Origin of the sequence: Allofrancisella inopinata (genome assembly GCF_012222965.1) — a bacterium.
In the GTDB taxonomy this organism is placed as follows: domain Bacteria; phylum Pseudomonadota; class Gammaproteobacteria; order Francisellales; family Francisellaceae; genus Francisella; species Francisella inopinata.
Window position 1 is genome coordinate 1540353 of record NZ_CP038241.1, and the last position, 16667, is coordinate 1557019.

Genomic DNA, 16667 nt, shown 5'->3' on the forward strand with positions numbered 1-16667 from the left:
AGTGGAAAGCCTCAAAGGACAAGGCTGACATAGGAAGTTTACTTAATATACTTATTAACTAACTTAACAAAAGCCATAGGATCTTCTATCTTAGCGCCCTCTACAAACATAGCTTGTAGAAGTAATAACTCCGATAAATCTCCAAAAACCTCAGTATCAGGCTCATCTTTTAACCTCTGTACAAGATGATGCTCAGCATTTAGCTCTAATACAGGTTTCATACCCATCCCAGGCATAAATGCTTGTCCAGCCTCCTCCATCATTTTTTGCATATGTAAACTCATACCATAATCATTTACAACCACACAACTTGGAGAGTCTGTCAAACGCTTAGATAAACGCACATCTTCAACCTTATCTTTTAACACTTCCTTGATATCTTTTAATACTTTTTCGAAATCCTTAGTTTCTTTTTCAAATTTTTCTTTTGTTTCTTCAGTCTCAAACTTATCTAAATCTATATTTCCTTTGATTATAGATTTCATATGCTTACCATCAAACTCAGTTAAAGTAGACATCATCCACTCATCTATTCTATCTGTCATTAGAAGTACTTCAATACCTTTCTTTTTAAATACCTCTAATTGAGGGTTATTTATAGCGGCTTTATAACTATCCGATGTAATATAATAGATAGTATCTTGCCCCTCTTTCATACGCGAAATATAGTCTGCTAAAGACACCGTTTGTTTAGCATCTTCACTAGCTGTAGAAGTAAACCTTAATAGACCGGCGATTTTCTCTTTATTGCTATAGTCATCTGAAACACCTTCTTTTAGCACTTGACCAAAATTATCCCAGAACTTTTGGTATTTCTCTTTATCTTTCTTAGCTAACTTACTTAACTCACTAAGAATCTTTGTAGTTGATGCTTTTTTAATTTTATCAATTACTTTATTATGTTGTAGAATTTCACGCGACACATTCAAAGGCAAATCAGCAGAGTCAACTACACCTTTAATAAACCTCAAATATGGAGGTAGTAATTCTTTGTTCTCCATAATAAACACTCTACGTACGTATAAAGATAAACCATAATCCTTATCTCTATTCCAAAAATCAAAAGGTTTATTTTCTGGTATAAATAACAAGCTAGTGTATTCAAGGTTACCTTCTACCTTATTATGGGACCATATCAATGCGTTAGCAAAATCATGTGAAATATACTTATAGAATTCGTTATACTCATCATCTGTAATCTCATCTTTTGATCTTAACCAGATAGCTTTAGTATTATTTACAGTTTCATATTCATCTTTTATAGTTTGCTTACCATCTTTATCAAACTCAACTTTTTTCATTTGGATAGGAGTATTTATACAGTCAGAATACTTATTGACTAACCCTTTTAAAACTTGGTGCTCCAATAAGTCTTCATGCTCTTTTTTAAGGTGAAGAGTAATCTCTGTACCACGCTTTTCTTTTGTAATAGTCTCTACAGTAAAACCATTTTGTGCATCAGATACCCATTTTGTTGCTTGGGATTTATCTTGTCCTGCTTTTCTAGTTCTTACAGTTACCTTATCTGCAACTATAAATGATGAATAAAAACCAACTCCAAATTGGCCTATCAGCTCATTGTCTTTACTTTTATCACCAGTTAGACTTTCTAAAAATTTTTTAGTGCCTGATTTTGCTATTGTTCCTAAATTTTCGATAACTTCTTCTTCTGTCATACCAATACCATTATCACTAACAGTTATTGTTTTAGCCTTTTTATCAAAATCTATTTTTATAGCATAATCAGTATCATCTTCATTAAGCTGTGCATTTGAAATACTTTCGTATCTAAGTTTCTCAATAGCATCAGAACTATTAGAAACTAGCTCTCTTAGGAATATTTCACGATTTGAATATAGCGAATGAATAACTAAATGAAGTAACTTATCTACTTCGGTTTCAAAAGTGTATTTTTTTTCTGACATTTATATAACCCTCTTTTATTAGATTAACCTACTTACAACATGGTTAATATGAGAGTTATATATTATTTTTCAAGATTTTTTTATTAAGCTACTTGTAAAAAATTTTCCTGACCAACATTTATATCGTAGTTTGAGCATTTAAAATAAATTTTATCAAAAATAACTTTAGGACAATACTTTATCTTTTTATTCATATCATATGCTCGCACCCAATTAGCTTGTTGGCCTAAAGTCATTGGCCAAGGACCATCTACTATAGGCAATTTCGCTAAAGTAATTGCTACTTGCATATTATCATAATTGGTAATAGCATTTCTAATAATAATAAACATATTTTGATATTCTTCAGGAATAATTAGTAGTGCCCAATTATCAAAGCTATTAGAGGGATCAAATGAACGATCTTGGGGTGCTGGCCCTAAAGAAAGATTAACCGGCAACCATGTCAACCAACTATTAGTAATTTTACTACATTGTTGGCTTTGATTATCAAGGTCACTTACAACAGAAGCTGGGGCTCCAATAGCTTTTAGCATTGCAATAATATTTTGTTTAGCAGCTTCAGAGTGTATACCTCCATGATTTAAACCTCTATCTAAGATCTCTATCCACGAACTTTTGTCAAAAATATGATGCCTACTCATGGGATTACTTTGGCCCACTTGAGGATCACAATAAATTATCTCTTGAGAAAGATTGCAATGGTCAAATTGTCCTCCTTTTATTTCCTTAGGTTTAGATTTATTAACCTCTGGATAACATATAAAAGAATTACCAATTTGGAAAGTTAGCACTAAAAGTAAAAAATAAAAAGGTTGAAACATTCTAAGTATTTAAATTTGTGAATGTAAAATTATAACCTTTCTGCGATTAAAACTACAATAAAAATAGAATTTTTTAAGTGTTTAAAAAATGACTTTTAACTTTAAGAGATTAAACGAATTAAAGAATGAAAAACTATTCTTCGTTAGCTGATTCTTCAGCTTGTGGTCTATCTACTAGTTCAATGAAAGCCATAGGTGCTTTATCACCAAATCTATATCCACATTTTAGAACTCTAGTATAACCACCTGCTCTTTCAGCGAAACGCGCTCCAAATTCTTCAAAAAGCTTTTTTACTGCCGCTTTATTTCTCAAGAAATCAAAAGCTTGTCTTCTTAAAGCTACAGACTGTGATTTAAACTCATTAGAGTTTATATCTAACTCATTTCTTAATTTATGTTCTCTTTTTGCTAAAGTAACTAAAGGCTCAACTATTGTTCTTAGTTCTTTAGCTTTAGGTAATGTAGTTTTGATAATCTCATGATTAATAAGAGAAGCTGACATGTTTTTGAACATTGCTTTTCTATGACTACTAGTTCTGCTGAACTTCCTACCTTGTTTATGATGTCTCATAGTAATTACTCCTTTATAGTTAATATTATTTGATTACTATATATTTATTTACCTTCAACTAATTCTCTAAAATTATCAATTACAACTCCTAGAGATAAGTTGTTATCTATAAGTATCTGCTTAATTTCATTAAGAGATTTTTTACCTAGGTTAGGTATTTTCATTAGTTGCGACTCAGAGTATTGAACTAGATCTCCTAAATATTTAATATTTTCAGCCCGTAGACAATTAGATGATCTAACTGTAAGTTCTAAATCATCTATCGGCTTAAGAAGTATCGGATCAATATTAGAATCTATTAAAGCATCTCCGATCTTACTGTGATTTGGCACCTTTAATGAGACAAATACTGACATTTGTTCACAAAAGTATTCCAACGATTTTGTAACAGCTTCTAATGGTTCTATAGTCCCGTTTGTTTTTAGAAATATTTCTAATATTTCACTATCATCATTCTCAATAACTTCAAAGGCTACCTTTTTAGCTGGGTTAAAATCAGCATCTACAGCTATATCACCTACTTTCTCTAATTCAGCAGGCATCGCTGAAAGGATACCAACGTTTCTTCCCCAAACAACGCTAGCTACTAAGTTAAGTTCTCTCTTATTCGTTAAAGTTGCAATCACTTGATCTTTATTTATAATTTCAACTCCACCAGTAGGTTTAAAGTCGCCTGCTGTAACAACGCCACTTTTATTAACTGATAGCTCTAGTTCAACATTATCAACATTTTCATCAAGCTTTACCGCTACTTTTTTCAAATTTGAAACTACTTCAACAATGTCTTCCTTAACATCATCTAATGTAGAATATTCATGCAAAACACCTTTTATATTTACTTTAACTATAGATGCTCCAGGCAAAGATGAAAGCAGAACCCTTCTAATTGAGTTACCAAGAATATGAGCCATACCTTTTTCCACAGGAGAAAGCTGCACCTTATATCCAAAAGCACCCAATTCTTCTATAAGTCGTACACTAGGTGTAAATTCCTGTTTCAAATTATTATTACTCACTAAAAATCTCCTTGAAATAAGGCTATAATGAGCTACTAAAGTAATGAATCTTAAAAAATATAATTACTTAGAGTAAAGCTCGACAATTAATTGTTCATTTATATCTGACGATAATTCAGATCTATCTGGAGAAGTTTTTAAAGTTCCCTCTAAAGTATCAGTATTTACATCTATCCAAGAAAGTTCTTTTCTATGTTTTGCAAGCTCTACTGCATTTTGTATTCTCAATTGGTTCTTAGCTTTTTCCTTAACCGCAACAACATCACCAGCTTTTATTTGCGCAGATGGTATATTACATGTTTTACCATTTAATAATATACCTTTATGCACGACTAATTGTCTTGCTTCAGCTCTAGTCGCGGCAAACCCCATTCTATAAACTAAGTTGTCTAATCTTGACTCTAAAAGCTCTAGTAAAGTAGCTCCTGTGTTACCTTTTCTTCTACTTGCTTCAATATAGTATTTCTTAAATTGACCCTCTAAAATACCATACATACGACGAACTTTTTGCTTTTCTCTTAACTGAAGACCATAGTCAGAAAGACGAGCCTTTCTAGCTCCATGCTGACCTGGCGCTGTATTCATTTTACATTTTTCATCAATAGCTTTTACGCCACTTTTTAAGAATAAATCTGTACCTTCTCTTCTAGAAAGTTTACACTTTGGTCCTAGATATCTAGCCATTATAAAATTCCCTTTAAAATATTAAACACGACGTTTCTTAGGAGGACGACATCCATTATGAGGCAAACCAGTCACATCTGTGATACTAGTTACCTTCAAGTTCTTAGCATTCAAAGCTCTAACAGCTGAATCTCTACCTGAACCTGGTCCTTTTACTAAAACATCTACATTCTTAACACCATATTCTAAGGCCACATCAGCTGCTCTTTCTGCTGCAACTTGAGCAGCAAATGGTGTACTTTTTCTTGACCCTCTAAAGCCACTACCACCAGACGTAGCCCATGATAAAGCGTTACCTTGTCTATCCGTAATAGTTACTATAGTGTTATTAAAAGAAGAGTAAATATGAGCAACTGCATCAGTAACTACTCTTTTTACTTTTTTCTTTGTTGATCTAACAGACTTAGCCATATAATCTACCCTTTAATCGTTATAGTTATAATTGTATTATGCCTTTATAGGCTTTCTCGGACCTTTACGAGTACGAGCATTAGTCTTTGTTCTTTGCCCTCTTACAGGAAGGCTACGACGATGTCTTCTACCTCTGTAGCAACCCAAATCCATAAGTCTTTTTATATCCATAGAAACTTCACGACGTAAATCACCTTCTACAGTAAATTTAGCAACTTCTGCTCTTAAGCTCTCAACTTGCTCTTCTGTTAAATCCTTGATTTTAACAGTTGGATTTAATTTGCAATTCTCACAAATTTTCATCGCTCTTGTTTTACCTATTCCATAAATCGAAGTCAATCCTATTACAGCGTGTTTATGAACAGGAATATTAACACCAGCTATACGAGCCATTTATTTCACTCCTAATAATTATTCTTAGTTTAGTGCTATCACAAGCAATTAGTAACTTGCTAGGATAACTTTTTAAAAACAAATAATCAAGCTTTATTTATATAAGCTTGGTACCTTAACCTTGTCTTTGCTTATGTCTAGGATCAGTACATATAACGCGAACAACTCTATTACGTTTTATAACCTTACAATTCCTACACATTTTTTTAACTGAAGCTCTAACTTTCATTATATTTCTCCAAAAATTTCTCTACTTTTTCTTACTGCTGAGATTTGCTTTTTTCAATAAAGAATCATACTGAGTTGACATCATATGTGATCTCACTTGAGCCATGAAATCCATCATAACCACTACCACAATTAGCAACGAAGTACCACCAAATGTAAATGACAATCCCTGTGCAAAAAATTTAACTACAAATATAGGCAATAAACATATTGCTGTAATATACAACGATCCTACCAAAGTTAGCCTTGTCATAACTGCATCTATATATTTAGCAGTTTGCTCACCAGGTCTAACACCAGAAATGTAAGCTCCTGACTTTTTCAGGTTATCAGCTGTTTCTTTTGGATTAAATACTAAAGAAGTATAAAAGAAACAGAAAAATATAATAGTTACTGCAAATACTATAGTGTAAACTATACTACCGGGTTGAAGTATTTCTGAAACATCCGCCAACCAACTTAATGAACTATAGTTAGATAGCCAACCAAACAATACACCTGGTACCATAAGTATCGAAGATGCAAATATCGCTGGAATCACCCCTGCCATGTTAAGTTTTAATGGTAAATGGCTAGTTTGAGCAGCATACATTTTTCTACCCTGCTGTCTTTTAGCGTAATTTACAGTTATTTTTCTTTGAGCACTTTCCATAAACACTACAAAAGCAATCACTAGTAGTAGTAAAATAAGTAGTACCCAAACTGATAAATAAGTTATACTAGAGCCTGGTGCATTAGCTTGTGAAATAGTATTTAAAATTTCAGCAGGAAGGTTAGCTACAATACCAGAGAAGATTAATAATGAAATACCATTACCAACACCTCTTTCTGTAATTTGCTCACCTAACCACATCAAAAACATACTACCTGTAGTCACCGAAACGATAGTTGTCAAATAAAACAAAACAGTATTATTTGTTGTTACTAAACCATCTTGATGTAACACAAAAGCAACTATACCTAAAGATTGCACCAGTGCTAAAGCAAGAGTCAAATATCTAGTATATTGAGTTATTTTTTTCTGTCCAGATTCACCTTCTTTTTTTAGCTCCATAAACTTAGGATAAACTGCTGACAGCATTTGAAAAATTATAGATGCTGAGATATAAGGCATTACACCTAGAGCAAATATACTCATCTGAGTAAGAGCGCCGCCAGAGAACATATTAAACATACTCATCAAACCACTAGTTGATGAGCGTTGATTAGAAATAATATCTACCAATTTTGCTGGATCTATGTTCGGAATAGGAATATAAACTCCTAACCTAAACACGATAATAGCCATCACAACAAAGATCAAACGAGATTTTAATTCACTTGTACCCGAAGCACTATTAAACTTTGACATATTTTTGTTTCTTACTCTACTTTACCGCCAGCTTTTTCAATAGCTTCTTTTGCACCTTTAGTGCAAGCCACTCCTTTTAGATTAACAGCTTTTTGAATCTCTCCACTAGCTATAACCTTAGCTATTTTTATATCTTTTCTAACAAGACCAAAGTCTTTCAGAATATCCAAAGTAATCTCATCTGCTGCAATATTGTTTAATTCATGCAATCTGATTTCAGCAACATATCTCTTAGTTGAAGAAGTAAAACCAAACTTTGGTAGTCTTCTTTGCAAAGGCATTTGTCCACCTTCAAAACCTACTTTATGATAGCCACCTGAACGCGCTTTTTGTCCCTTATGACCTTTACCAGAAGTTTTTCCCAGTCCACTTCCAATACCACGACCTAGTCTCTTAGGAGCACTTTTTGAGCCAACAGCAGGAGCAATTGTATTTAATTTCATCTTATACTACCCCTCTACTTTAACCATATAATATATTTTATTAGCCATACCTCTATTTTCAGCAGTGTCAAGAACTTCTACTGTATGGCGTATCTTTCTTAACCCCAAACCTCTAGCGCATGCTATATGGTTTTGCTTACGGCCAATAAGACTTTTTACTAAAGTAACCTTGAATGTTTTAGCTTGAGTCATTTTAAATTACTCCTGAATCTCTTCAACAGAAAGACCTCTTTTCTCAGCGATCTCTTCTGGTGATTTAATTTTTGCCAAACCAGCGATAGTAGCTCTAACAACGTTTGCTGGGTTAGTTGAACCATAAGTCTTTGCTAAAACGTTATGCACACCTACAGCTTCAAAAACTGCACGCATAGCACCACCAGCAATAATACCTGTACCCGCTGAAGCAGGTTGCATAAACACCTTAGATGCTCCATGATTCGACATCACCGGATACCATAACGTATCATTATTTAAATTTACTGATACCATGTTTCTTTTAGCGCTTTCCATAGCCTTTTGGATAGCTATAGGCACTTCTCTTGATTTACCTCTACCTATTCCAATCTTGCCTTTGCCATCACCCACAACTGTCAAGGCAGCAAAGCTCATAATTCTACCACCTTTTACTGTCTTAGAGTGCCTTTTAACACTAACCAACTTTTCAATCAGTTCTTCATTTTTTTTCACTTCATTAGACATAATGAATAATCATCCATATTTTATTTATTAAAACTGTAGACCATGTTCTCTAGCAGCATCTGCTAAAGCCTTAACACGTCCATGATACTTATATCCTGATCTATCAAAAGCAACTCTTTCTATACCTTTTTCTTTGCATCTATTAGCGATTACTTCACCAATAACTATAGCAGATGCCACATTTCCAGTATATTTACACTTTGCTTTTATATCTTTTTCTACAGTAGATGCAGCAGCCAATACAGTAGAACCATCACCAGAAATAACTTGAGCATAAATATGCTTAGGTGTTCTATAAACACAAAGCCTAGTATGCCCTAATTCTTTTAGCTTGATTCTAGTACGCTTACTACGATTCAAACGAGCAGTTTTCTTATCCATAATAATACTATCCTTTACTACTACTTCTTCTTAGCTTCTTTCTTAGCTACAAATTCGTCTTCATAACGAACACCTTTACCTTTATAAGGTTCAGGTTTTCTATAATCTCTAATTTCGGCAGCTACTTTACCTAAAAGCTCCTTATCAGCACCTTTTAAAACTATCTCTGTAGGAGCTGGAGTTTCTGCTATTATCCCCTCAGGCAGCTGATAAACAACAGGGTGTGAAAAACCTAAAGTTAAATTTAATTCACTACCTTGAGCTTTAGCACGGTAACCAACACCTATAATTTTTAACTTTCTTTCAAATCCTTTTGTTACACCTTCAACCATATTACTTAATATAGCTCTAGCTGTACCAGATTGGGCAATAGCATTTTTGCTATTACTTGAAGGCTTGATATTAGCAACGTTATCAGCGATATCAAAATTCACATCAGTAGAGAATTTTTTTGTCAAAGTTGCTTTAGCACCTTTAACCTGCACCTCATTACCAGCAGCCACACTTATGCTAACTCCACTTGGTATAATGACAGGTTTTTTACCTATTCTTGACATTATTATATTCCTCCAAAATTAAGCCACGTAGCCAATAATTTCACCACCAATACCAAGAGCTCTAGCCTCTCTATCACTCACCAAACCTTTGGAAGTAGAAACGATAGCAACACCAAAACCACCATATACTTTAGGTAACTCTGCATGTGACTTATATATTCTTAAACTTGGCCTAGAAACTCTCTTGATCATCTCAATCACAGGAGCACCAGCATGGTATTTAAGCTCAATATTTATAGAAGGATGACCCTTTGCTGTTGTTGCTTTTGAACATTGTGCAACATAACCTTCTTTTACCAAAAAGTTTGCTATTTCCATTTTCATTTTTGAAAAAGGAATAGAAACGGTTTCTTTATGTGCCGAAAGACCATTTCTAATTCTTGTAAACATATCCGCTATAGGATCTTGCATACTCATAATCTAAATTCCTTATTACCAACTAGCTTTTTTCAGACCAGGAACATCACCTGCCATTGCATACTCTCTTAGTTTATTACGGCATAAACCAAATTTTCTATAAACAGCGTGAGGTCTACCTGTAACCTTACATCTTCTTTGAACTCTAGAAGCTGAAGAATTTACTGGTAATTTTTGCAGCTTAATTTGAGCTTCCCATTTTTGCTCTTCAGTAGAGTTTATATCAAGAATAATAGCTTTAAGCTCAGCTCTTTTTTGAGCATATTTAGCTACTAATTTCTCTCTCTTTAACTCTCTCTGAATCATAGATTTTTTTGCCATTTAAAACCTCAATTTAATTATGATTTAAAAGGAAAACCAAAAGCTCTTAGCAAAGCTCTTCCTTGGTCATCATTTTTAGCAGTAGTCGTTATTGAAATATCTAAACCTCTAATGATATCAATTTTATCGTAATCAATTTCCGGGAAAGAGATTTGCTCTCTCATACCCAAACTATAATTACCTCTACCATCAAAAGACTTAGGACTTAACCCCCTAAAATCTCTAATTCTAGGGACAGCAATTGTTATAAGTCTATCTAAGAACTCATACATACGCTCACCTCGTAACGTAACTTTACAGCCTATTGGCCAACCATCACGTATTTTAAAACCAGCGATAGATTTTTTAGACTTAGTAACAACTGGCTTTTGCCCAGCTATTGCTGTCAAATCGTTTAGCGCAAAAGTCATAATCTTTTTATCTTTTGCCGCATCACCAACACCCATATTAAGAGTAATTTTCTCAATACGAGGCACTTCCATTATATTATCCAATTTAAGCTCATCTTTTAACTTAGCAACAAGCTCTTTTTGATAATGATCTTTTAATCTTGCCATAAAACTTATTCCTATAAGTCTACAAGCTCGCCATTAGACTTAAAGTAGCGAACCTTTTTCTCATCAACAAATTTATAACCCACTCTATCAGCTTTTTGTGTAGCTGGGTTAAAAATAGCAACATTCGACGCATCTATAGGAAGCTCTTTTTCAACAACTCCACCTTCGATACTTCTATTCGGGTTTGGCTTAACGTGTTTTTTAACAACGTTTATGCCTTCTACCAAAACTAAAGAACCACCTTTAGCGAATGATTTAACTACGCCTCTGCGACCCTTGTCTTTTCCAGCAATGACTATTATGTCATCACCTTTTTTTAATCTATTCATTACCTACACCTCAATAAATAATTATAGTACTTCTGGTGCTAAAGATACAATCTTCATAAACTTTTCAGAACGAAGTTCCCTTGTAACTGGGCCAAAGATACGCGTGCCAATTGGCTGACCATTAGCATTTAACAGTACAGCTGCATTATTATCAAAACGAATCAAAGAACCATCTTTTCTGCGTACACCTTTAGCAGTCCTAACAACCACCGCATTGTACACATTTCCTTTTTTAGCCTTACCTCTTGGAGAAGCTTCTTTCACCGTAACCTTGATAACATCACCTATAGATGCATATCTACGATGAGAGCCTCCCAACACCTTTATACACTCAACTCTCTTAGCGCCACTATTATCAGCAACTTGGAGTTCTGTCTGCATTTGAATCATACAAATAACCCTTATTTGTTATTATATAAAGACTGCAGTGATTTTTTGCAGCCCAATAAATATATCAATAAACAAAAATAAAATCAAATTTATTATTTTTCTCTACGAATAATATCTACTAAACACCACTTCTTAGTTTTTGAATAAGGCCTAGTTTCCCTAAATTTAATAACATCACCTTCCTTACATTCATTTTTTTCATCATGAACATAATATTTAGTAGTTTTTTTCTCAAACTTACCATATAAAGGGTGCTTAACATATCTTTCAGCTTCTACAACTACAGTTTTATCCATAGCATCGCTAGAGACTTTACCCTCTAGTAATCTAATCTTATCATCCATCTTATAGGCACCTATCTATTCTTTTCTGATATTATTGTATTTATACGAGCAATATCTTTTTTTGCACTTTTAAATAAGTGGTTTTTCTTTAATTGCCCTGTACCCTTTTGCATACGAAGCGAGAACAACTGTTGTAGCAACTCGATTTTAGCTTCTTGCAACTGGTCAATACTTTTACCTCTATAATCTTTTAAAGTATCTTTTCTCTTCATTACATCACCTGCTTTTCAACAAAAGTTGTCGACACTGGCAACTTAGCAGCTGCTCTTGCAAAAGCTTCACGAGCCAACTCTTCTTTAACACCAGTAATCTCATATAGCACACGTCCTGGTTGAATTTGAGCAACCCAATACTCAACTGAACCTTTACCTTTACCCATACGGACTTCCAAAGGCTTTTGTGTAATAGGCTTATCTGGAAAAATTCTTATCCAAACCTTACCACCACGCTTAATGTGACGATTAATTGCTCTTCGTCCTGCCTCTATTTGTCTAGCAGTAATTCTACCTCTAGATGTTGCCTGAAGACCGAACTCACCAAAGCTTACTTTATTGCCTTTATGAGCCAAGCCTCTATTACGCATCTTTTGCTGTTTACGAAACTTTGTACGCTTAGGCTGTAGCATTATCTAGCTCCTTTTTTATTATTTTTCTTCTCAGCCAATTGACCCGGAAGAATTTCTCCTTTATAGATCCAAACTTTAACACCAATAACACCATAGGTTGTTAAAGCTTCAGCTGTAGCATAATCAACATCTGCTCTAAAAGTCTGTAGCGGAACCCTACCATCTCTAGCCCATTCAGAACGAGCTATTTCAGCACCCCCTAAACGACCACTTACCATAATTTTGATACCTTTAGCTCCTGACTTCATAGCAGCTTGCATAGCTTTTTTCATAGCTCTTCTAAACATCACTCTTTTTTCTAATTGTTGAGCAACACTTTCAGCCACTAATTTAGCCTCTAATTCTGGCTTACGAATCTCTTCTATGTTAATTTGTACAGGAATACCCATTAACTTATGCACTTCTGCACGTAATTTTTCAACATCCTCACCTTTTTTACCAATCACAATCCCAGGTCTTGCTGTATGAATTGTGATTTTAGCATTTTGAGCAGGTCTCTCTATTTGGATTTTACTTACTGCTGCAGACGCCAACTTCTTATGTAAGAACTCTCTTACCTTAATGTCTTCATTAAGTTTTGTAGCGTAGCTAGAGGAGTCTGCATACCAAGTTGAACGCCAGTCTCTTATATAACCCAAACGAATTCCATTAGGATTTACTTTTTGACCCATTATTACTACACCTCTTAATTTTTCTCAGCAACTTTCACAGTAATATGTGAAGTTCTTTTTAAAATACGATTACCCCTACCTTTAGCTCTTGCTTCAAAACGCTTCATAGTAGGGCCTTCATCTACAAATACAGTTGAGACATATAAAGAGTCAATATCCATACCGTCATTATGCTCAGCATTAGCGATTGCAGAGTTTAAAACATCTTTTATTAAAACCGCTGCTTTTTTATTACTAAAAGACAAAATATTAAGAGCTCTTTCTACTGGCAATCCTCTAACCTGATCAGCAACCAATCTGCATTTTTGAGCCGAGATTCTTGCAAATTTTAATTTAGCTTGTACTTCCATGTATATAACCCCAACTATTTCTTCTTAGCTTTTTTATCAGCTGCATGGCCACGATAGTTACGAGTTATAGCAAACTCTCCTAACTTATGACCCACCATTTCTTCTGTCATAAGAATTGGCACATGTTGCTGACCGTTATGTACAGCCATGGTTAAACCTATCATATCTGGCACGATCATCGATCTTCTTGACCAAGTCTTGATCGGCTTTTTAGAATTACTTTCTTGCGCTTCAAAAACCTTTTTTAGCAGATGATGATCTACAAAAGGTCCTTTTTTTAACGAACGAGGCACACCCTTCTCCCTAATTACTTACGTTTTTGAACAATTAATTTATTAGAGCGCTTATTTTTACGCGTCTTATAACCTTTTGTAGGTACGCCCCAAGGTGTAACAGGATGTCTACCACCTGAAGTACGACCCTCTCCACCACCATGTGGGTGATCTACCGGGTTCATAGCCACACCTCTAACAGTAGGCCTAATTCCTCTCCAACGCTTAGCACCAGCCTTACCTAGAGATTTTAGGTTATGTTCAGAGTTAGATACAACACCAATAACTGCTCTACAATCTAAAAGCACTCTTCTCATCTCACCCGATCTTAAACGAATAATTGCATATGCATTATCCTTACCAACAAGCTGAGCAAAAGTCCCAGCACTTCTGATCATCTGAGCACCTTTCTTAGGCTTCATTTCTAGATTATGAATTACTGTACCTAAAGGGATGTTTCTAAGTGGCATGCAATTGCCAACAGCCACATCAACTTTCTCACCAGAAATTATTGACATGTCTTTGCTTAGGCCCTTAGGTGCAATCACATATCTTCTCTCACCATCAGCGTATAAAACTAAAGCAATATTTGCGCTACGGTTAGGATCGTATTCAATCCTTTCAACCTTAGCTACAATATCATCTTTATTTCTTTTAAAGTCAACTATACGATAGTGCTGCTTATGACCACCGCCTTGATGACGCACTGTTATTCTACCAGTATTATTTCTACCAGCATTTTTTTTCTTTACTTCTACCAAACCTTTGAATGGCTTACCTGTATGTAATTCTGTATTTTTTACGCTCACTACGTGGCGACGGCCAGGTGAAGTAGGTTTAGCTTTTTTTATTTCAATCATGACTTACAAACCTTCTTAAAAATTACTCTGCACCAACAAAATTGATATCATGCCCTTCAGCAAGCTTCACATAAGCTTTCTTCCAAGCTTTTGTTTTACCCTCAATACGGCCAAATCTTCGTGCTTTACCCTTCACGTTAAGGATATTAACTGATTCAACCTTAACTTCAAATAGCTGCTCAATTGCATCCTTAACATCATACTTGTTAGCGAACCTAGCAACCTCAAACACAACTGTAGAATTAGCATCCGATAAACCATAAGTTTTGTCAGACACATGAGGTCTTATAACAGTTTTTAATATTTTTTCTTGAGAACTCATACTAACTTCTCCTCTATTTCTTTTATTGCTTTTTTAGTAACAACTACATTTTCAAAGCACACCAAAGAAACTGGGTTAATATCTACAGAATCACACACAGCCACATTCTTAAGGTTTCTTGAAGAAAGGTATAAGTTCTCATCAAACTCCTCAACACCAACCACAAAAAGCACATCTTTAAGACCCAAAGTATCAACAATAGCTTTAAATTCTTTTGTTTTTGGAGTTTCTAACTTCATTCCTTCAACAATAATCATTCTACCTGATCTTAACAATTCAGATAAGATTGATTTAACTGCTCCAGCATACATCTTACGATTAACTTTTTGTTTATAACTTTTAGGTTTAGCGGCAAATGTAACTCCACCCTTTCTAAAGATAGGTGAGCGGATGGTCCCAGCTCTAGCTCTACCTGTACCTTTTTGTCTCCAAGGTTTTGCTCCACCACCAGAAACTTCTGATCTAGTTTTTTGAGCTTTTGTACCTTGACGAGCACCTGCCATATAGGCAACAACAACCTGGTGAATTAAAGACTCGTTATAGTCGATTGCAAAAACATTATCTGCAACATCAACACAACCAGCCTCTTTACCAGTTAATGATTTAATATTTAAGTCCACAATAACTCTCCGGTATTTTAATATTTAATCTACTAACTCTTTACTGCTGAAGAAACTATAACATCTCCACCAACCGCTCCTGGAATACCACCTTTTAAAAGAAGTAAACCATTTTCTGCATCTACTCTTACAACTTCAAGTGACTGGATAGTAACATTCTCATTACCCATATGCCCAGCCATTTTCTTGTTCTTAAAAACTCGGCCTGGAGTTTGGTTCTGACCAGTAGAACCATGCACCCTATGAGATAAAGAGTTACCGTGAGTAGCATCTTGTGTACTAAAATTATGACGCTTTACAGCACCTGCAAAACCTTTACCTTTAGATACACCTCTTACATCAACTTTTTGACCAGCCTCAAACACTGTAGCGTCAAAAGATGAACCAACTTGGTACTTATTATCACCTTCGATTGTAAATTCCCACAAACCTCTTCCCGGCTCTACACTAGCTTTAGCGTAGTGCCCAGACATAGGCTTATTTACATTAGAACGTTTTTTAAAGCCAGTAGTTACCTGAATAGCATTATAACCATCCTTTTCAACAGTTTTAACTTGCGTAACCGTATTTGGCTCTACATGTATAACTGTCACAGGTATAGAAACACCATCTTCAGTAAAAATACGAGTCATACCACATTTGCGACCAACTAATCCTAAAGACATTATTTAATCCTCTATTATTATTATATTAACTCCATGATTGCGATTGACCACAGAGACCTAATAGCTACTTTTTTGGAATTTCTGAAATTATATTCAAAAAAGTAACGTATATATTAGCTTAAACTGATCTGAACATCAACACCTGATGCTAAATCTAGTTTCATAAGAGCGTCCACAGTCTTATCTGTAGGCTCTACGATATCAATCAATCTCTTATGAGTTCTTATCTCATATTGATCTCTTGCTTTTTTATTTACGTGAGGAGAAATCAAAATTGTAAATCTTTCCTTACGAACTGGTAAAGGGATAGGTCCCTTAACTTGTGCCCCTGTTTTCTTAGCAGTATCAACTATTTCTTGCGTAGAAACATCAATAAGCTTATGATCAAAGGCTTTCAATCTAATTCTAATACGTTGATTATTTATAGCCATTTTTTATTTC

Annotated in this window: 30 protein-coding genes; all 30 read right to left on the minus strand. The window is 34.6% G+C overall.

The genetic code is table 11. The features are described from left to right. Window positions 1–38 precede the first annotated feature (38 nt). The 30 genes from htpG to rpsJ all read right to left on the minus strand — a co-directional run bounded on the left by htpG (window position 39) and on the right by rpsJ (window position 16657). Complete coding sequence (gene htpG, locus E4K63_RS07040; protein WP_133941911.1) at window positions 39–1925, minus strand: molecular chaperone HtpG; 1887 nt, start codon at window positions 1923–1925, stop codon at window positions 39–41. An 83-nt stretch (window positions 1926–2008) separates the two neighbouring features. Continuing rightward, window positions 2009–2749: a hypothetical protein gene (locus tag E4K63_RS07045; RefSeq protein ID WP_133941913.1), complete on the minus strand. Its 741-nt coding sequence runs from the start codon at window positions 2747–2749 to the stop codon at window positions 2009–2011. Between the two features lie 133 nt (window positions 2750–2882). Beyond that, on the minus strand, window positions 2883–3320 hold the full coding sequence (gene rplQ, locus E4K63_RS07050; RefSeq protein WP_133941915.1) for a 50S ribosomal protein L17: 438 nt from the start codon (window positions 3318–3320) through the stop codon (window positions 2883–2885). A gap of 44 nt (window positions 3321–3364) precedes the next feature. Then, a complete protein-coding gene (locus tag E4K63_RS07055) occupies window positions 3365–4336 on the minus strand; it encodes a DNA-directed RNA polymerase subunit alpha (RefSeq protein ID WP_133941916.1) in 972 nt (323 codons plus the stop codon). Window positions 4337–4399: 63 nt separating this feature from the next. After that, a complete protein-coding gene (gene rpsD, locus E4K63_RS07060) occupies window positions 4400–5020 on the minus strand; it encodes a 30S ribosomal protein S4 (RefSeq protein ID WP_133941918.1) in 621 nt (206 codons plus the stop codon). A gap of 21 nt (window positions 5021–5041) precedes the next feature. After that, on the minus strand, window positions 5042–5431 hold the full coding sequence (gene rpsK, locus E4K63_RS07065) for a 30S ribosomal protein S11 (RefSeq protein WP_133941920.1): 390 nt from the start codon (window positions 5429–5431) through the stop codon (window positions 5042–5044). A 36-nt stretch (window positions 5432–5467) separates the two neighbouring features. Then, window positions 5468–5824, minus strand: coding sequence for a 30S ribosomal protein S13 (gene rpsM, locus E4K63_RS07070; protein WP_035720260.1), 357 nt, complete (start codon window positions 5822–5824; stop codon window positions 5468–5470). Window positions 5825–5939: 115 nt separating this feature from the next. Beyond that, window positions 5940–6053, minus strand: coding sequence for a 50S ribosomal protein L36 (rpmJ, locus tag E4K63_RS07075; protein ID WP_003017816.1), 114 nt, complete (start codon window positions 6051–6053; stop codon window positions 5940–5942). A 21-nt stretch (window positions 6054–6074) separates the two neighbouring features. Beyond that, complete coding sequence (gene secY / locus E4K63_RS07080; RefSeq protein WP_133941922.1) at window positions 6075–7403, minus strand: preprotein translocase subunit SecY; 1329 nt, start codon at window positions 7401–7403, stop codon at window positions 6075–6077. Between the two features lie 11 nt (window positions 7404–7414). Further along, on the minus strand, window positions 7415–7846 hold the full coding sequence (gene rplO / locus E4K63_RS07085; protein WP_133941924.1) for a 50S ribosomal protein L15: 432 nt from the start codon (window positions 7844–7846) through the stop codon (window positions 7415–7417). Between the two features lie 6 nt (window positions 7847–7852). Continuing rightward, window positions 7853–8038: a 50S ribosomal protein L30 gene (gene rpmD, locus E4K63_RS07090; protein WP_133941926.1), complete on the minus strand. Its 186-nt coding sequence runs from the start codon at window positions 8036–8038 to the stop codon at window positions 7853–7855. A gap of 6 nt (window positions 8039–8044) precedes the next feature. Then, window positions 8045–8545: a 30S ribosomal protein S5 gene (gene rpsE / locus E4K63_RS07095; protein ID WP_035720265.1), complete on the minus strand. Its 501-nt coding sequence runs from the start codon at window positions 8543–8545 to the stop codon at window positions 8045–8047. 27 nt (window positions 8546–8572) lie between these two features. Continuing rightward, on the minus strand, window positions 8573–8926 hold the full coding sequence (gene rplR, locus E4K63_RS07100) for a 50S ribosomal protein L18 (protein WP_133941928.1): 354 nt from the start codon (window positions 8924–8926) through the stop codon (window positions 8573–8575). Window positions 8927–8946: 20 nt separating this feature from the next. After that, entirely contained in the window at window positions 8947–9483 is a 537-nt protein-coding gene (gene rplF / locus E4K63_RS07105) for a 50S ribosomal protein L6 (RefSeq protein ID WP_133941930.1), read from the minus strand. 18 nt (window positions 9484–9501) lie between these two features. Next, entirely contained in the window at window positions 9502–9900 is a 399-nt protein-coding gene (gene rpsH, locus E4K63_RS07110; protein WP_133941932.1) for a 30S ribosomal protein S8, read from the minus strand. Window positions 9901–9915: 15 nt separating this feature from the next. Then, complete coding sequence (rpsN, locus tag E4K63_RS07115; protein WP_035720277.1) at window positions 9916–10221, minus strand: 30S ribosomal protein S14; 306 nt, start codon at window positions 10219–10221, stop codon at window positions 9916–9918. 17 nt (window positions 10222–10238) lie between these two features. Continuing rightward, window positions 10239–10778: a 50S ribosomal protein L5 gene (rplE, locus tag E4K63_RS07120; RefSeq protein WP_133941934.1), complete on the minus strand. Its 540-nt coding sequence runs from the start codon at window positions 10776–10778 to the stop codon at window positions 10239–10241. An 11-nt stretch (window positions 10779–10789) separates the two neighbouring features. After that, a complete protein-coding gene (gene rplX, locus E4K63_RS07125; protein ID WP_133941936.1) occupies window positions 10790–11107 on the minus strand; it encodes a 50S ribosomal protein L24 in 318 nt (105 codons plus the stop codon). A 21-nt stretch (window positions 11108–11128) separates the two neighbouring features. Continuing rightward, window positions 11129–11497 carry a 50S ribosomal protein L14 gene (rplN, locus tag E4K63_RS07130; RefSeq protein ID WP_133941938.1) on the minus strand — a complete coding sequence of 123 codons (369 nt, stop codon included), beginning with the start codon at window positions 11495–11497 and terminating at the stop codon, window positions 11129–11131. Between the two features lie 92 nt (window positions 11498–11589). After that, window positions 11590–11841 (minus strand): 30S ribosomal protein S17, encoded by a 252-nt coding sequence (gene rpsQ / locus E4K63_RS07135; protein WP_133941940.1) that lies wholly within the window; start codon window positions 11839–11841, stop codon window positions 11590–11592. Window positions 11842–11852: 11 nt separating this feature from the next. After that, a complete protein-coding gene (gene rpmC, locus E4K63_RS07140) occupies window positions 11853–12053 on the minus strand; it encodes a 50S ribosomal protein L29 (protein WP_133941942.1) in 201 nt (66 codons plus the stop codon). Beyond that, entirely contained in the window at window positions 12053–12466 is a 414-nt protein-coding gene (rplP, locus tag E4K63_RS07145) for a 50S ribosomal protein L16 (RefSeq protein WP_039123590.1), read from the minus strand. Before rplP ends, rpmC begins: the two co-directional genes overlap by 1 nt. After that, window positions 12466–13137, minus strand: coding sequence for a 30S ribosomal protein S3 (rpsC, locus tag E4K63_RS07150; protein WP_133941944.1), 672 nt, complete (start codon window positions 13135–13137; stop codon window positions 12466–12468). The genes rplP and rpsC overlap by 1 nt, the downstream gene beginning before the upstream one ends. 14 nt (window positions 13138–13151) lie before the next feature. Then, a complete protein-coding gene (rplV, locus tag E4K63_RS07155; RefSeq protein WP_133941946.1) occupies window positions 13152–13487 on the minus strand; it encodes a 50S ribosomal protein L22 in 336 nt (111 codons plus the stop codon). Between the two features lie 14 nt (window positions 13488–13501). Next, window positions 13502–13780: a 30S ribosomal protein S19 gene (gene rpsS / locus E4K63_RS07160; protein WP_035720295.1), complete on the minus strand. Its 279-nt coding sequence runs from the start codon at window positions 13778–13780 to the stop codon at window positions 13502–13504. Window positions 13781–13794: 14 nt separating this feature from the next. Next, entirely contained in the window at window positions 13795–14619 is an 825-nt protein-coding gene (rplB, locus tag E4K63_RS07165) for a 50S ribosomal protein L2 (protein ID WP_035720297.1), read from the minus strand. A gap of 22 nt (window positions 14620–14641) precedes the next feature. Then, window positions 14642–14941, minus strand: coding sequence for a 50S ribosomal protein L23 (rplW, locus tag E4K63_RS07170; protein WP_133941948.1), 300 nt, complete (start codon window positions 14939–14941; stop codon window positions 14642–14644). After that, window positions 14938–15561: a 50S ribosomal protein L4 gene (gene rplD / locus E4K63_RS07175; RefSeq protein WP_133941950.1), complete on the minus strand. Its 624-nt coding sequence runs from the start codon at window positions 15559–15561 to the stop codon at window positions 14938–14940. Before rplD ends, rplW begins: the two co-directional genes overlap by 4 nt. Window positions 15562–15593: 32 nt before the next feature. Next, window positions 15594–16226 (minus strand): 50S ribosomal protein L3, encoded by a 633-nt coding sequence (rplC, locus tag E4K63_RS07180; RefSeq protein WP_133941952.1) that lies wholly within the window; start codon window positions 16224–16226, stop codon window positions 15594–15596. Window positions 16227–16339: 113 nt separating this feature from the next. Beyond that, window positions 16340–16657 carry a 30S ribosomal protein S10 gene (rpsJ, locus tag E4K63_RS07185; protein WP_096334699.1) on the minus strand — a complete coding sequence of 106 codons (318 nt, stop codon included), beginning with the start codon at window positions 16655–16657 and terminating at the stop codon, window positions 16340–16342. Between the last annotated feature and the right edge of the window lie 10 nt (window positions 16658–16667).

Coding starts and splice junctions, on each gene's coding strand:
- htpG (WP_133941911.1), bottom strand. CDS start 1,925: ATGTCAGAAAAAAAATACACTTTTGAAACCGAAGTAGATAAGTTACTT.
- E4K63_RS07045 (WP_133941913.1), bottom strand. CDS start 2,749: ATGTTTCAACCTTTTTATTTTTTACTTTTAGTGCTAACTTTCCAAATT.
- rplQ (WP_133941915.1), bottom strand. CDS start 3,320: ATGAGACATCATAAACAAGGTAGGAAGTTCAGCAGAACTAGTAGTCAT.
- rpsD (WP_133941918.1), bottom strand. CDS start 5,020: ATGGCTAGATATCTAGGACCAAAGTGTAAACTTTCTAGAAGAGAAGGT.
- rpsK (WP_133941920.1), bottom strand. CDS start 5,431: ATGGCTAAGTCTGTTAGATCAACAAAGAAAAAAGTAAAAAGAGTAGTT.
- rpsM (WP_035720260.1), bottom strand. CDS start 5,824: ATGGCTCGTATAGCTGGTGTTAATATTCCTGTTCATAAACACGCTGTA.
- rpmJ (WP_003017816.1), bottom strand. CDS start 6,053: ATGAAAGTTAGAGCTTCAGTTAAAAAAATGTGTAGGAATTGTAAGGTT.
- secY (WP_133941922.1), bottom strand. CDS start 7,403: ATGTCAAAGTTTAATAGTGCTTCGGGTACAAGTGAATTAAAATCTCGT.
- rplO (WP_133941924.1), bottom strand. CDS start 7,846: ATGAAATTAAATACAATTGCTCCTGCTGTTGGCTCAAAAAGTGCTCCT.
- rpmD (WP_133941926.1), bottom strand. CDS start 8,038: ATGACTCAAGCTAAAACATTCAAGGTTACTTTAGTAAAAAGTCTTATT.
- rpsE (WP_035720265.1), bottom strand. CDS start 8,545: ATGTCTAATGAAGTGAAAAAAAATGAAGAACTGATTGAAAAGTTGGTT.
- rplR (WP_133941928.1), bottom strand. CDS start 8,926: ATGGATAAGAAAACTGCTCGTTTGAATCGTAGTAAGCGTACTAGAATC.
- rplF (WP_133941930.1), bottom strand. CDS start 9,483: ATGTCAAGAATAGGTAAAAAACCTGTCATTATACCAAGTGGAGTTAGC.
- rpsH (WP_133941932.1), bottom strand. CDS start 9,900: ATGAGTATGCAAGATCCTATAGCGGATATGTTTACAAGAATTAGAAAT.
- rpsN (WP_035720277.1), bottom strand. CDS start 10,221: ATGGCAAAAAAATCTATGATTCAGAGAGAGTTAAAGAGAGAGAAATTA.
- rplE (WP_133941934.1), bottom strand. CDS start 10,778: ATGGCAAGATTAAAAGATCATTATCAAAAAGAGCTTGTTGCTAAGTTA.
- rplX (WP_133941936.1), bottom strand. CDS start 11,107: ATGAATAGATTAAAAAAAGGTGATGACATAATAGTCATTGCTGGAAAA.
- rplN (WP_133941938.1), bottom strand. CDS start 11,497: ATGATTCAAATGCAGACAGAACTCCAAGTTGCTGATAATAGTGGCGCT.
- rpsQ (WP_133941940.1), bottom strand. CDS start 11,841: ATGGATGATAAGATTAGATTACTAGAGGGTAAAGTCTCTAGCGATGCT.
- rpmC (WP_133941942.1), bottom strand. CDS start 12,053: ATGAAGAGAAAAGATACTTTAAAAGATTATAGAGGTAAAAGTATTGAC.
- rplP (WP_039123590.1), bottom strand. CDS start 12,466: ATGCTACAGCCTAAGCGTACAAAGTTTCGTAAACAGCAAAAGATGCGT.
- rpsC (WP_133941944.1), bottom strand. CDS start 13,137: ATGGGTCAAAAAGTAAATCCTAATGGAATTCGTTTGGGTTATATAAGA.
- rplV (WP_133941946.1), bottom strand. CDS start 13,487: ATGGAAGTACAAGCTAAATTAAAATTTGCAAGAATCTCGGCTCAAAAA.
- rplB (WP_035720297.1), bottom strand. CDS start 14,619: ATGATTGAAATAAAAAAAGCTAAACCTACTTCACCTGGCCGTCGCCAC.
- rplW (WP_133941948.1), bottom strand. CDS start 14,941: ATGAGTTCTCAAGAAAAAATATTAAAAACTGTTATAAGACCTCATGTG.
- rplC (WP_133941952.1), bottom strand. CDS start 16,226: ATGTCTTTAGGATTAGTTGGTCGCAAATGTGGTATGACTCGTATTTTT.
- rpsJ (WP_096334699.1), bottom strand. CDS start 16,657: ATGGCTATAAATAATCAACGTATTAGAATTAGATTGAAAGCCTTTGAT.